Below are 14,659 nucleotides of genomic sequence, written 5' to 3' on the forward strand. Positions count from 1 at the left end.
CCGCACCTCTCAGAAAAAGAAGTGCGGCGCTTCTTTGAGTTCAGGATGCGGTAAGCGCACGTTGCAAGGCACGATAAGAGGCCTTCGGCGTGCGCTTCAGCGTCTCAAAGTCGACATGCACCAGACCAAAGCGTTTCTCGTACCCGAGCGCCCATTCGTAATTGTCGAGAAGTGACCACAGAAAGTAACCCTTCACCGGGACGCCCTCTGCAATCGCTTGGCGTACCCGCGCAAGGTGTGCCTCAACGTAGGCGATGCGGGCTGCGTCCGGCACCTCGCCCTCCAGAAGCACATCCGGGTTTGCCATGCCGTTCTCGGTCACGATGAGCGGCAGACCTCCGGTGTAGTCTTCGGCTGTGCGCTTCAGGAACTTGTAAAGCCCATCTGGATAAATCTCCCACCCCATCTGGGTCGTGGGCAGTTCGCCCACCAGCTCTGCGTAATGGGGCCAGGGGCCATTGTCTGGACCGATCACCTTGCGAGTGTAATAGTTCAAACCGCACCAATCGACCTTTTGGGTGATGGTGGCGAAATCGTCCTGCCAGCCCTGCGGCAAATGGGGTTCGAGCCCGCGCAAGGCTGCTTCGGGATAAGCGCCTTTAAAGACCCCGCCGAGGAAAAAGCGGTTGTAGATCGCATCATAGGTTTCTGCCGCGGCCTGAGCTTGGGCACTCTGATCCAGCGGCTCCGCCCATTCAAAATTGAACACCGCACCGAGGTTGTTCATTCCAAGGCCCCGCATCACTTCGATGGCGCGGCCATGGGACAACAGGACATGGTGCATGGCCCGTGCGGTGGCGCGGATGTCGCGCAGACCGGGCGCGTGATGGCCCAGAAAATGCGAAAGCCACCCAACGCACCAGGGTTCGTTGATGGGTGCCACGGAATACATCCGGTCGCCGATCCGGGACATGATGACTTCGGTGAATTCGGCAAACCAGTTGCTGATATCGCGATTGCGCCAGCCGCCCATGTCGGCCAGTGGCTGCGGCAGCTCCCAGTGGTAGAGCGTCGCGCAGGGCTTCAGGCCGCGTTCGAGCATCGCGTCGGTCAGCCGGTCATAGAAATCAAGCCCCTCGGCATTGGGCGTGCCACGCCCCTCGGGCAGCACGCGTGCCCAACTGGTCGAGAACCGATAGCACTCAAACCCCGCTGCAGCGGCGAGATCGAGGTCCTCCTCAAAGCGGTGGTAGTGGTCACAGGCGCGTGCGCCATCCTCAGAACGCACCACATTGCCGGGTGTTGCGGCAAAACTGTCCCAATGGGTCGGCCCTGCGCCGCCATATTGATGGCCTTCAATCTGATAGGAAGACGTCGCGCAGCCGAACAGGAAATCCTCTGGAAAGTCGCGGCGTGTAAAAGTGAAATCCGTCATGTCGTTGATGTCCTGTTGGGGGCGGGGCCTGTTGAGCGGCCGACAGTGAGTTCGGCTTCCAAAAGCTCAGTCAAGGGCGCATCGCCCGGGTCTTCGATCTGTGAAATCAGGAGTTTGGCCAACCTGCGCCCGGCATCGCGCACCGAGGAACGAGTGGCGGTAAAGACCGGCACATCGGCCCCGTTTCGTAGATAAGACAGGTCGTCGTCATGGGTGATAACCGAAATGTCGCGCCCCATCTTGAGCCCGGATTCTTCGATTGCGCGGCGCACACCAAAGGCGGCGATGATCGAGGACACCAGATAGGCGGTGGGCGGATCTTCCAGTGCCTGCGTGCGTTGCACGGTGTCGTAGCCATAGACTTCGGTCATCTCTCCTGCCGTCATCAGGGCGGGATCAACTGGGATTCCGCGTGCCTGCAGCGCCGCCTCATAGCCCTGGCGGCGGCGGTGCGCGAAATCCATGCTCTCTTGACCGTTCACAAGGCAGATCCGGCGGTGGCCCAGATCCAGCAGAAAGTCGGTTGCGCGCCGAAACGCGCTGGTATTGTTCACGTCGAGCCAGCTGTAAGGTCTGGAAATATCGGTGGCGCGCCCATGCACTGCAAAGGGCAGGCCGATCTCTTGCAGCATCGTAATCCGAGAGTCGCGCATCTTTGGTGCGTGCAACACGATGCCATCCACGTTCCGCTTGGCGGCCATTTCGTGATAGGCGCGGGACTGATCTTCGTCGGCGACCAGTGAGAGCACCATGTCGTAGCCTGCTTGGCTGTAGCTCTCTCCGGCGCCCGCAATGAAGTCGCTGAAAATCGGGTTCATCATCTCGTGCTGGGTCGAGAGCGGAATCACATGGCCGATTGCCATCGCGCGCCCCGTCGCCAATGCCTTGGCACGGGTGTTGGGGCGATAATTGTGATCTTGGGCGGCCTGCATCACGCGCTTGCGCGTAGCCTCGCTGACTTCGGGATAGCCGTTTAGCGCTCGGCTCACGGTGGTTTGTGACAGGCCAAGGACTGCCGAAAGTTCTTTGAGGTTCATGGGGCTGGGCCTCCAAAGCGCTTTAAAAAGTCTGCGAGAAGTCGGTCTCCGAACCCGAAGCTCTATTCAAGTTATGTCAAAGGCAACATCGCTAGTTCAAGTGTAAACTAATAATCCGAGCAGAGAATTGTTGACACTTGGGCCCGAATCCGAAATTTTGAAATCAATCAAAGCGCTTTGAATCGCTTGAGGACGCGCCGCCGAGCGAAGGCATCAAGACTGATGCGGCTCTATGGTGGATGCGGAGAGTAAAGGGAGGAGACCCAATGAAACGAGTATTGATGTCAGCCGCAGCGATCACCGCGTTGATGGCAGGAACGGCGAGCGCCCAGGATCTGATTTTTCCGGTCGGCGAAGGCGCCTTCAACTGGGACAGCTACGCAGAGCTGGAGAAGATCGACCTGAACGGTGAGCAGGTCACCGTGTTTGGTCCATGGCTCGGGCCTGACCAGGAGGTTGTTGAAAACGTACTGGCCTATTTCGCAGCCGCGACCGGTGCGGACGTGCGTTATGCAGGTTCCGACAGCTTTGAGCAGCAGATCGTGGTCGATGCCGAGGCAGGCTCTGCCCCCAATGTTGCTGTTTTCCCGCAGCCCGGTCTGGTGTCTGATATGGCCAAGCGTGGCTTCATCACGCCGCTTGGTGAAGAAACCGCCGATTGGGTGCGCGACAACTACGCCGCGGGTCAGTCCTGGGTGGATCTCGGAACCTATCCGGGCGCAGATGGCAATGACGGGCTCTTTGGTCTGTTCTACAAGGTCGATGTGAAGTCTCTGGTTTGGTATAACCCGGAAAACTTTGAGGACTTCGGATATGAAACTCCGCAGTCCATGGAAGAGCTGAAGGCGCTGACCGAGCAGATGGTGGCCGATGGCAACACTCCATGGTGCATCGGCCTGGGATCCGGTGGCGCGACTGGCTGGCCTGCGACCGACTGGGTCGAGGACATGATGCTGCGCACGCAGGAACCCGCAGTCTACGACAAATGGGTCTCCAATGAGCTGAAGTTCGATGATCCTGCCGTCATCGGTGCGATCGAGGAATTCGGTTGGTTCGCCAAGAACGATGACTTCGTTTCTGGTGGTGCTGGTGCCGTGGCGTCTACCGACTTCCGCGATAGCCCCAAAGGTCTCTTTGCCAGCCCGCCGCAGTGCATGATGCACCGTCAGGCGTCCTTCATTCCGGCCTTCTTCCCAGAAGGCACCGAAATGGGTCTGGATGCTGATTTCTTCTACTTCCCTGCCTACGAAGGCAAAGAACTTGGCAATCCGGTACTGGGCGCGGGCACCATCTGGTCGATCACCAATGACAGCCCCGGTGCTCAGGCGCTGATGGAGTTCCTGAAGGCGCCGATCGCTCATGAAGTCTGGATGGCGCAGCAAGGGTTCCTGACCCCGCTGAAGAGCGTCAACACCGACCTCTATGCCACCGACACGCTGAAGAAGATGGGCGAGATTCTTCTCTCTGCAGATACCTTCCGCTTTGATGCATCCGATCTGATGCCGGGTGGCGTTGGCGCCGGGTCGTTCTGGACCGGTATGGTGGATTACGCAGGTGGCAAACCTGCCGAAGAGGTTGCAACCGAGATCCAGTCCTCCTGGGACGCGCTCAAGTAACCAAGAGCGCCTCTCCTGCAGGGCCGTCCCTCCGGCCGGCCCTGCCCCTTGCCGGTGGCCACGCAGCAATCGCGTTTCACCACTCACCACGCCCAAACGGGCGCTCTGTGGCGCCGGCACCCATGTTTTCTTCAGGAGCCAGTCATGCATCCAGCCATTCAAGGGCTGCTGACCATCGCTTTCGGCGTCGGGGGCTGTGTCGGCTATTTCTACCTCTCGAATATCATCCTCGACACCTTTGTTTTCCCCGCCCGTGGCAAGGACATTGCCAAGAATATCCGCCGCGCCAACATGGTACGCCCATGGCTCTTTTTGCTGCCTGCGCTTCTCGCCCTGGGGCTCTACCTCGCGTATCCGGTGTTTGAGACAATTCGTTTGTCCCTCACCGAGCGGGTGCCCGGTGGCGGCTCGGAGTTTGTCGGGCTCGACAACTACAAGCAGATGCTCGCAGAGGCAAAGTTCTGGGAGGCGCTGCAGAACAACTTCCTCTGGCTTCTGGTGGTGCCTGCGGCCTCTACCGCCTTTGGTTTGCTGGCAGCGCAGCTCACCGATCGGTTGGCTTGGGGAAATATCGCTAAGTCATTGATTTTTATGCCAATGGCGATCTCCTTTGTGGGCGCTGCGGTGATCTGGAAGCTCGTTTATGACGCCCGCCCGCCGGGCACCGAGCAAATCGGCATTCTCAATGCGATCTATATCTGGCTCGGTGGCGTTGAACCCCAGCAATGGTTGACGATCCCGTTCTGGAACAACTTCTTCTTGATGATGGTTCTGGTTTGGATTCAGACCGGCTTTGCCATGGTGATCCTGTCGGCAGCCCTGCGCGGTATCCCCGAAGAAACCGTCGAGGCCGCCATCGTGGATGGTGCCGGACCCTTTCAGATCTTCTTCAAGATCAAAGTGCCGCAGATCATGGGCACCATCGTCGTGGTCTGGACTACGATTACAATCGTGGTGCTCAAGGTCTTTGACATCGTGTTTGCGCTGACCAATGGCCAGTGGGAGACGCAGGTTCTCGCCAATTATATGTATGACAAGCTGTTCCGGGCGAATGACTGGGGCGTGGGATCGGCTTCGGCCATGGTGATCATGCTTCTGGTGATGCCGATCCTGGTTTGGAACGTCTACAACGCACGTCGCGAAATGCGCTGAGGGGGATGGGGTTATGAATGCAATCGCAGGACAAAAGCCTGGCCTGATGTGGGCGCTTCGCATCTCTGTCATCGTGTTGGTTGGGCTCTGGCTGTTTCCGACGCTGGGGCTGCTGGTGTCGTCGTTCCGCACCGGTGATCAGATCGCCACATCCGGTTGGTGGAAGGCTTTGTTTCCCACCGAGCAGAACCAGACGCTGCGCACAGCTGCGCCAGAAACACAGGTGCAGGTGGGTGACCTCTGGGTGATCGAAGGTAATCTCTTTGAGGGCGAAACTTCGGCCGAAATCTCTGTCTGGGGCACCAATGCCCGCGAGATTGACGCCTACAGCGCGGGGGAGACCGCGACCCTACGCGGCGGTGAAGAGCTGACCGTCGAGGCAGATGGAAGCTACCGGATGACCTCCTCCACCGAAATGGAAGGACGCCGGGGCGCGCGGGTCTTTGTGACTGTTGTTGTGCCCCCAGAGTTCACAGTTGAGAACTATGAGACGATCCTGATTTCAGGTGGGTCTACCGACAACATGGCGCGGGCCTTTTTTAATACGCTCACCGTGACGATCCCGGCGACGATTATTCCGATCCTTGTGGCGGCTTTTGCAGCCTATGCGCTGGCGTGGATGGAATTCCCGGGCCGCGCGCTGCTGATTGCGGCCATCGTGGGCCTTTTGGTGGTGCCCTTGCAGCTGGCGTTGATCCCGCTCTTGAAGTTTCACAACGAGATCGGCATCGGCAAAGGCTACCTCGGGGTCTGGATGGCGCATACCGGCTTTGGCTTGCCTCTCGCGATCTATCTCTTGCGCAACTACATGGTCGGCATACCGCGCGACATCATCGAGAACGCGCGGGTGGATGGGGCGACCGACTTTCAGATCTTCACCCGGATCATTTTGCCGCTTTCTTTCCCGGCGCTCGCCTCCTTTGCGATTTTTCAATTCCTCTGGACCTGGAACGACCTTCTGGTGGCCATGGTATTCCTGATTGACGCGACTGGCGAAACAACGGTGATGACCAAGCAGATCGTCGAGCTTCTTGGCACCCGCGGCGGCAATTGGGAAATCCTCGCCACCTCGGCTTTTGTTTCCATCGCCGTGCCGCTTGCCGTTTTCTTTGCCATGCAGAAGTACCTCGTGCGCGGGCTACTGGCCGGGTCGGTCAAATAGCGACCCCAAACCTCACACTTACCTCCTGACGACGGACCTCAAGACATGAACGCTCAGACCACAATCAACCCTGCTTCGGTGCTGTCCAATGACCCGGATTGGTGGCGCGGTGCGGTGATCTACCAGATTTATCCGCGCAGCTACCAAGACAGCAATGGCGACGGCATCGGGGATCTGCCGGGTATCACGTCACGTCTGGACCACATCGCCTCTCTTGGGGTGGATGCAATCTGGATTTCGCCCTTTTTCACGTCGCCGATGAAAGACTATGGCTACGATGTCAGCGACTACTGCGATGTTGATCCGATGTTTGGCAACCTCGCAGATTTTGACGCGCTGGTGGCGCGGGCGCATGATCTCGGCCTGCGGGTGATGATCGATCTGGTGCTGTCGCATAGTTCGGATCAGCACCCTTGGTTCGCCGAGAGCCGTCAGAGCCGCGACAACCCAAAGGCCGACTGGTACGTCTGGGCCGATCCCCAAGAAGACGGCACGCCGCCGAACAACTGGCTGTCGATCTTTGGCGGCTCCGCCTGGCATTGGGACGCGCGCCGCGAGCAATATTATCTGCACAATTTTCTGGTCTCGCAGCCTGATCTCAATTTCCACTGTCCGGACGTGCAGAATGCGCTGTTGGATGTGACCCGCTTCTGGCTCGAGCGGGGAGTCGATGGGTTCCGCTTGGACACCATCAATTTCTACATCCACGACAAGGAGTTGCGGTCGAACCCAGCGCTTCCCAAGGATCAGCGCAATGCCAATATCGCCCCTTCGGTGAACCCCTATAACCATCAGGAACACCTCTACTCCAAGAACCAGCCGGAAAACCTCGATTTTCTCGCGCGGTTCCGTGCGCTTTTGGACGAATACCCGGCCAAGACCGCGGTTGGCGAAGTCGGCGATGCGCAGCGCGGGCTGGAACTATTGGGGCAGTACACGGCTGGCAACACCGGTGTCCACATGTGCTATGCCTTCGAGTTCCTGGCCAAAGATCCGCTAACCGCCGCGCGCGTGGCTGAGGTTTTTGATCGCACAGATGAGGTAGCAGCCGATGGCTGGGCCTGTTGGGCCTTCTCCAACCATGATGTTCAGCGGCACGTCAGCCGATGGGGGTTGTCGGACGCTGCGCTGCGCCTCCATGCGACTTTGATCATGTGCCTCCGCGGCTCTGTCTGCATCTATCAGGGCGAAGAACTAGGGCTGCCAGAGGCCGATATTTCCTTTGAAGATCTGCAAGATCCCTATGGGATTGAGTTCTGGCCTGAATTCAAAGGACGCGATGGATGCCGCACTCCGATGGTCTGGCGCAGCGACAATACGCATGGTGGCTTCTCCGAGGCGCGTCCTTGGCTGCCGGTCAGCCTCGAGCATGCGGCGCTGTCCGTAGCAGAGCAAGAAGCAAACCCCGATGCGTTGCTGCACCACTACCGCCGCGTGATTGCCCTGCGACGCGCCCACGCGGCGCTGTCGCACGGAACCCACGACAAGGTCGTGGCAAGCGGGTCTGTCGTTCATTTTCTGCGCAGCGCCGAGTCCGAGGACATCTTCTGTGCCTTCAATCTTGGCGAGGCGGCGGCAGAGGTCAGCTTGCCTGCGGGAACGTGGGAGCAGCTAGGTGCTGACATCGGCACTGCCGAAATCAATGGTGATCTGGTGAAACTTGGCCCTTGGCAAGCCTGCCTCGCACGGCGCGTATAACACTCTCTGGGAGGAGACCATGGCGAATTTGAAACTGACCGGAGTAGAGAAAACCTACGCTGGCGCGGTGAATGTCCTGAGAGACATCAATCTCGACATCAAGCAGGGGGAGTTGATTGTCTTTGTGGGTCCGTCGGGATGCGGCAAGTCCACGCTCCTGCGCATGATCGCGGGGCTGGAACGCATCACCGGCGGGACATTGGAAATCGACGGCGCGGTGATGAATGACATCCCGCCCGCCCAGCGGGGCATCGCCATGGTGTTCCAGAGCTACGCGCTCTATCCACATATGACGGTGCGCGACAACATGGGCTTTGCGCTCAAGATCGCAGGTAAAAGCGCAAGCGAGATTGACGAGGCGATCACACGGGCAGCCAAGATCCTGCAGCTTGAGGACTATCTCGACCGTCTGCCCAAGGCGCTTTCAGGTGGGCAGCGGCAGCGGGTGGCAATCGGTCGGGCGATTGTGCGCGATCCAAAGGTCTATCTCTTTGATGAGCCTCTCTCCAATCTGGACGCGGCCCTGCGGGTGGCGACGCGGATCGAGATTGCGCAGCTCAAGGAAGCGATGCCGGACAGCACCATGATCTATGTGACCCACGACCAGGTGGAAGCGATGACGCTCGCTTCACGCATCGTTGTGCTCGCCAATAAGGGGATCGCGCAGGTGGGCACGCCGCTCGAACTCTACGAGCGGCCCGAAAACGAATTTGTCGCCCAGTTTATTGGGTCTCCGGCGATGAACCTGCTGCCGGGCGAGGTCATCGCAACGGGCGATCTGACCCGCATTCGCCTGGAGAATGGCGAAGAGATCGCCTCCACCGTGCCCACCCGCACGAGCGACATGGGGCTGAAGGTCAATGTGGGCGTGCGACCAGAGGATCTCTTTGAGGAGGGGGAGGGCGGCGCGATGATCGACGCTACGGTCGACATCGTCGAAGCACTTGGTGAAGTGACGGTGCTCTATTTCAAGGCGCAAGCCGGGCAAGATGCGCCTGTTGCAAAATTGTCTGGTATTCACAAAGGTTTGCGTGGAAGCCAAGTGCGACTCTACGCGGATCCGAAGAAGGTACACCTCTTTCACGATGGGCATTCTCTTCTGTATCGCGAGGGGTGAGGTCAGGATCGTTAGGGGCGCAAGCGCGGACGTCGAAGCCGCGTGGCGCCCCTTTCACCAGAGCGCCGAATTTGGAGTTTTCCAGAATAGGCGTTTGCAGGTCATTTTGTGCTTGCACCCACCCGATGGCAGCTATAAACCGCGCCCCAGTGGACCGATAGCTCAGCTGGATAGAGTACTTGACTACGAATCAAGGGGTCGGGGGTTCGAATCCTCCTCGGTCCGCCACTACCCCCTTTGTTGAACGTCAGACGAAATTGACCTAGGCGTCATAAACTGACCCAATCCGCTGTTTTTGCCGTGTGGCTTGTTGCGTTGATCTGACCTTCCTTTCGGAAAATCAGGGCTGATTTGCAGGTTCAGTCTTTGAGCCCGCCGGTTCCTGCTGATCTGCCCCATGTGTCCAAAGGTCGGCGAACGGGAGAGGGGGGCGAGGCAATGCTATTCGACCGGGTTGGTGCGGCCCGCAGGCGCAGCCGAGGACACGGCCCGGTCTAGGGTCAGGATGCATTGATTTCGGCCTCGCTGCATGATTCACGGCTCCGAAAAGGAGTGGTGACATGAGTGATCTTTTCTGGCTGACCGATGAGCAGATGGGCAAACTTGCGCCTTTCTTCCCGAAGTCGCACGGCAAGCCAAGGGTCGATGACAGACGGGTGTTGAGTGGTATTATCTTCATCAATCGCAATGGCTTGCGCTGGCGGGATGCACCGCGAGAATATGGCGCTCATAAAACGCTCTACAGCCGCTGGAAGCGTTGGAGCGAAAAGGGCATCTTCGCGCGGATGATGGCCGGCCTGGCGGCGGAACACGGTGAGAAGACGACCGTGATGATCGACGCGACATACCTGAAGGCCCACCGAACAGCGACCAGCATGGCCGCCAAAAAGGGGGGCGTGGCCGCCTGATCGGACGGACCAAAGGCGGCATGAACACCAAGCTGCACGCCATCTGCGACAGTAAGGGGCGACCAATCGACCTGTTCGTTACCCCCGGACAGGTAAGCGATTACATCGGCGCAAGGGCCTTGCTGCGCGGCCTGCCAAAGGTCAAATGGCTGCTCGGGGATCGCGGCTATGATGCTGACTGGTTCAGAGAAGCGTTACAGGACAAGGGGAAACGCGCCTGCATCCCAGGCCGGAAGAAACGCAAGACGCCGGTCAAATACGACAAGCGCAGATACAAGCGTCGCAACCGGATCGAGATCATGTTCGGCAGGCTTAAGGATTGGAGGCGTGTCGCGACCCGTTATGACCGCTGCCCCAAGGTGTTTCTCTCTGCCATCGCGCTCGCGGCTCTCGTCATCTATTGGTTATGAATCCTGACCCTAGATGACTTGATATCTATGCTGCCCACTATTTATCCTTTCTTAAGAAGTACTGGAAGGTAACCAGATAGAAGGGGATGGCTGGAATGATAAAAAACGGCGAAATAATGGAAACTAAATCTGATGAATAATACCAGTCGAAGAAGGATTTGGGGGCAAATAAAACTAAGGTGAAAGTTATAAAAACTGGAGCTGCAATAATTATTTCTGGACGAAACTTTTTTGCATTAAGCCAGTCCCTGTAACGAGAAATTACTCCAAGAAAAAAAGTTGTTGACCTGTGCGTACGTTTCCAACCTACTCATGATATTTTAGCCTGCACGGTTATCAGTAACGGACGTTTTTGTCATGTGGGATCTCCGTGCGAGTGATGATGTAATCGCTCACCTGTCCGGGGGTAACGAACAGGTCGATTGGTCGCCCCTTACTGTCGCAGATGGCGTGCAGCTTGGTGTTCATGCCGCCTTTGGTCCGTCCGATCAGGCGGCCACGCCCCCCTTTTTGGCGGCCATGCTGGTCGCTGTTCGGTGGGCCTTCAGGTATGTCGCGTCGATCATCACGGTCGTCTTCTCACCGTGTTCCGCCGCCAGGCCGGCCATCATCCGCGCGAAGATGCCCTTTTCGCTCCAACGCTTCCAGCGGCTGTAGAGCGTTTTATGAGCGCCATATTCTCGCGGTGCATCCCGCCAGCGCAAGCCATTGCGATTGATGAAGATAATCCCACTCAACACCCGTCTGTCATCGACCCTTGGCTTGCCGTGCGACTTCGGGAAGAAAGGCGCAAGTTTGCCCATCTGCTCATCGGTCAGCCAGAAAAGATCACTCATGTCACCACTCCTTTTCGGAGCCGTGAATCATGCAGCGAGACCGAAATCAATGCATCCTGACCCTAGGGCGGCGGGGAGAAAATCTCGACCTTGGCACGCTTCCAATGTCTGCTTCCGTCCTTTTTGTTGATCGGATTTTCGCCGCAGCGAAAGCTCACAATCCGCTCGACCTTCGAGTGCTGACGTCATGTTGACCATGTCTGCTTTGGGCTGCTGGCGACCTCTGGCAGCGAAGACCAAGCGCGGTTTCGTTGCAACTACGCTGCCGCAGTGCCGCAAGGCAGCTGTGAGCCCTTCACGGACATTCGGTTTCACATTAGTAGTGTATGAAACCGGCCTTGAGAAAGGCATCAAATGACGGAGATCTCACCGCAACCCAAGGTCAAACTGTCGAAACTTCGCGACATCGGTTGGGGACATTGGGACCCAATTGGTCTGATGACACCGAATGGTTTCTTTCCAGGCAAGTGGGACAAGGAACCCAATCTGTCTTTTGCCGACGAGTATGATAGTTACCTGATTTCTGCGGCTTCCCAACTACGGAGGGGTACGCCTCGCGAAACTGTCATCGAATACCTTATTGAGATTGAGACGCATCACATGGGACTTGGCGAAAACGCCGACACCCGACAACGAGCCGAAGCCGTTGTATCAGCCATCCTTGCTGATCCGGCCATCTGGACTTGGCCAGACGGACAGGGACTGTTCGGATAAGCCAGCGGCAGCAATGTCCCGCTTAGCCGACATCTAAGGGTTTTCGGCGGCCGCACGTGCGGCGAAGGGCAGCTTTTCCTTATGCGCCTGCGGCAGTGAGTGCTCGCCGTGCCGCCAGATCCGAAGACTTTGCAAAGGTCACTATCTGCGCTTCGCTGACATCAGTTCAGGGTGCAGCATCGCCTGGCCCTATTGATCAGATTTGAAGGTCCGCTTTCGGGAAGCCTTTCGCGCGCGCAGCGATCCCTTCGCTGCGCTTTACATGAGTGTCGTGGTTGGGCTGGCTGCCGTCTCTATTTTCGGTGGAGGGAGCGGCAGCGTTGGTCTGCTTTGGGGACGCCCGCGACGACAGCACGGGGTGGGCGCTTCGGCGTAAGCCGCCCACTCAGAGGCAAATCCTTTGGTCAGAAAAGCAGAACTAACTGGTGCTCTTCACTCAGAAAACCGGGAAGCTGTTGTGTTGGCTGCGCTTGGCGCGCTCTCTGCTTTTCGTAAGTTTATTTTTGCTTTGGCTGGGCTATACTGTACCGATGTCGGTGTCCCATTGAAGGACCCATCGCTCTTTTATGAGCCGTTCCCTTGGGGGGGGCGACACCCCAGCGCCTTGGTGAATTGAATGGGGCATCGGGCCATGTGGCCTGCGTTGCCCCTTCCAATGGTTTGGGGACATTTTTCCTGCGGAGAGTTCGTCACTCTAGCACGCCATCATCGAGCGCGGCTTCTCGCTGCCTGACCAGCTGCCGAGCTGCGCGGTACTCGGGTGAGCCAGGGGTTAATGCGTGGAGCAAGTAACGGAGCATCAGATCCTTTTCATCGTCCGAGGTCTCATCCTTCTGCTTGATGGCGGCCAAGACCTGCATTCGAGTGGCCTCAGTCATCTTGCCGTAGTGAGCTTCCGTGATGACCATGCTCTCGTGCCCGAGGTTCAGTGACCAGGCCTTACGCTCTTCAGAGCGGGTGCAGATCTGATCGCCCAGCGCTTTGAGGCAATGGCGCGCTGAATGGGGCGAGTAGGACTGCCCAACGCCTGTGCTTGCGATGCGAAAGGCCTCATTGACCGCCCCTGACGTTTCTAGGATCGGAAGAGGTGCCGGGCTGGTTTTGGGAGTCGAGAGATACTTACTGTCAGGAAACAGAGCATCCTCTCCGCCAAAGCCATTGCTTTCCAGTTCCCGTTTCCATTCCACCACGACGAGACTGATCTCGCTAGGCACCGGAAACCATCGGACGGTGAAGCTTTTTCCATTCTTCGCCCGCATTTCGCGAGCATCTTGCACCGCTGTCTCTGCCTCGCAATCAATGTGTTTGAGACGCATGCTGGAAAGAGCTGCCGCTCGCAGACCAGTAAGAAACGCGCAGGCGACGATTGTGCGGTCCCGGCGTTGGGCAAGCGTGAGGCTTGGCATGGATTGTACCATCGCCTGAGCCTCTCCTACGGACGGGTAGAGCTTGTCCGGTCGCGCCAAGGCCTTAGCCATCTTTTGCCTTGGTAGGTCGAAGTAGTCGGGCAAGGTGACGCCAAGCCGCCCATATCCCTCCTGCATGGTTAGCCATTTGACGAATGCTGCCAGATGAGAGGCCCGATGGCGAATGGTGGATGCACTGAGGCCACCGTCTTCTTGAGGCATCTCGCCCTTCGCTAAGAGCGAAGTCCGGTATTTCCCGACGTCCTTGTCGCGGACCTGAGAGAAGCACCGACCCTCAAGAAAGTCCTCGAAATCGCGGATGGATGTAAGGTGAGCATCCATGGTTTTCTCGTCATAGCGGCCCGCGTAGAGCTGCCAATCGTGGATGATCCTATCGTTCATCGAAGGCCATTCCGGGACTCTAAGTGGGGCTTCTGTCCCAATATCAACTGAGTCTTCCTCCTTCCTTTCGTCTATTTTACTGAGGTTGGCATTGGGACTGAGCGCGTTTTTCAATCGCTCATATCCCGTCGCATCCAGTAACTTCATCACCGTTGCGCCACACTCTGAACAGGCACCTCCAGCCATCCGACTTTCTCTTTCGGTCTGCCAAAGGTTGATACTGAGCGGATGAGGAGACACCGCCACCTTGCAGCACAGGCAATAGAACTGATCCAGCCTCAGGTTGTGGCGTCCTTGAGCGCGCCGTGCGGCATGAAACCTGTTCAGTTCTAAGCCGCGAAAGAGGTGCGGCCCTTGTCCCTGGGAGGGCATGAGCCCAGCGCCGACCCAATTTGAGACGGTGTTGCGACACACATCGAAAAGCTCCATGACGGCGCGAACGTCATAGACGCGGTGTTTCTTCGCCTTGATCTTGTATCGACGGCTCATGTGCGTTTCCTTTCCGGATTCTTGGCTCCATCCTCTGGGGCATAGCGGGGCAGTTTGCGCTCAAACGTCAGGATTTCCTCCAGCCGCCAGCGGGACGTGCCTGCCGAGAGTTTGAAAGGCGCAGGAAAGTGACTGGTCCCTATCCATCGCCATATCGTTTGGCGGCTCACCCGAAAGCGGCGCGCAACGTCTTCGTCTGTCAGGTAGGCGGTAGAAGCACTCCCACCTGACACCGGCTGTTTGGCGGCGACTTTCTGATTGTAAGCGCTGTCCCGGCCCCACGTTGTAGCGCCTATCCCGTACTGCGAGATCTTGCACATCTCACAGTGGGGAGTGC

Annotated in this window: 10 protein-coding genes, 1 tRNA gene and 1 pseudogene; 8 read left to right on the forward strand and 4 right to left on the reverse strand. The window is 57.9% G+C overall.

Features of this window, described 5'->3' with window-relative positions:
* Positions 1-40: 40 nt before the first annotated feature.
* Positions 41-1,375 carry a GH1 family beta-glucosidase gene (locus ACZ1HH_RS17895; RefSeq protein WP_472635573.1) on the reverse strand — a complete coding sequence of 445 codons (1,335 nt, stop codon included), beginning with the start codon at positions 1,373-1,375 and terminating at the stop codon, positions 41-43.
* Positions 1,372-2,412 (reverse strand): substrate-binding domain-containing protein, encoded by a 1,041-nt coding sequence (locus tag ACZ1HH_RS17900; protein ID WP_472635574.1) that lies wholly within the window; start codon positions 2,410-2,412, stop codon positions 1,372-1,374. Before ACZ1HH_RS17900 ends, ACZ1HH_RS17895 begins: the two co-directional genes overlap by 4 nt.
* A gap of 266 nt (positions 2,413-2,678) precedes the next feature.
* Between ACZ1HH_RS17900 and ACZ1HH_RS17905 the strand changes: the two genes are divergently transcribed.
* The 7 genes from ACZ1HH_RS17905 (at position 2,679) to ACZ1HH_RS17935 (ending at position 10,475) form a co-directional block, all read left to right on the forward strand.
* Entirely contained in the window at positions 2,679-4,028 is a 1,350-nt protein-coding gene (locus tag ACZ1HH_RS17905) for an ABC transporter substrate-binding protein (protein WP_011536922.1), read from the forward strand.
* A gap of 144 nt (positions 4,029-4,172) precedes the next feature.
* A complete protein-coding gene (locus ACZ1HH_RS17910; RefSeq protein ID WP_011536921.1) occupies positions 4,173-5,180 on the forward strand; it encodes a carbohydrate ABC transporter permease in 1,008 nt (335 codons plus the stop codon).
* Positions 5,181-5,193: 13 nt separating this feature from the next.
* Complete coding sequence (locus tag ACZ1HH_RS17915; RefSeq protein WP_472635575.1) at positions 5,194-6,342, forward strand: carbohydrate ABC transporter permease; 1,149 nt, start codon at positions 5,194-5,196, stop codon at positions 6,340-6,342.
* Between the two features lie 45 nt (positions 6,343-6,387).
* A complete protein-coding gene (bglA, locus tag ACZ1HH_RS17920) occupies positions 6,388-8,040 on the forward strand; it encodes a beta-galactosidase BglA (RefSeq protein WP_487320473.1) in 1,653 nt (550 codons plus the stop codon).
* 19 nt (positions 8,041-8,059) lie between these two features.
* The gene (locus ACZ1HH_RS17925; RefSeq protein WP_472635576.1) at positions 8,060-9,157 is read left to right on the forward strand and encodes an ABC transporter ATP-binding protein; all 1,098 of its coding nucleotides are present in this window, start codon (positions 8,060-8,062) and stop codon (positions 9,155-9,157) included.
* A 151-nt stretch (positions 9,158-9,308) separates the two neighbouring features.
* A tRNA-Arg gene (locus ACZ1HH_RS17930) sits at positions 9,309-9,385 on the forward strand.
* A gap of 332 nt (positions 9,386-9,717) precedes the next feature.
* Positions 9,718-10,475, forward strand: a protein-coding gene (locus ACZ1HH_RS17935; protein ID WP_472635577.1) for an IS5 family transposase whose coding sequence is annotated in 2 segments (ribosomal slippage) — positions 9,718-10,042 and positions 10,042-10,475 — 759 coding nt in all. Because the reading frame shifts where the segments join, the coding sequence is not laid out codon by codon here.
* 384 nt (positions 10,476-10,859) lie between these two features.
* Here ACZ1HH_RS17935 and ACZ1HH_RS17940 read toward each other — a convergent pair.
* Positions 10,860-11,311: pseudogene (locus ACZ1HH_RS17940) on the reverse strand (IS5 family transposase); the annotation flags it as partial.
* 354 nt (positions 11,312-11,665) lie between these two features.
* Here ACZ1HH_RS17940 and ACZ1HH_RS17945 point away from each other — a divergent pair.
* A complete protein-coding gene (locus tag ACZ1HH_RS17945) occupies positions 11,666-12,025 on the forward strand; it encodes a hypothetical protein (protein WP_472635578.1) in 360 nt (119 codons plus the stop codon).
* Between the two features lie 689 nt (positions 12,026-12,714).
* Here ACZ1HH_RS17945 and ACZ1HH_RS17950 read toward each other — a convergent pair.
* A complete protein-coding gene (locus tag ACZ1HH_RS17950) occupies positions 12,715-14,322 on the reverse strand; it encodes a phage integrase N-terminal SAM-like domain-containing protein (RefSeq protein WP_472635579.1) in 1,608 nt (535 codons plus the stop codon).
* Positions 14,323-14,659 lie beyond the last annotated feature (337 nt).

This window comes from Epibacterium sp. HA2-3 (assembly GCF_055693725.2).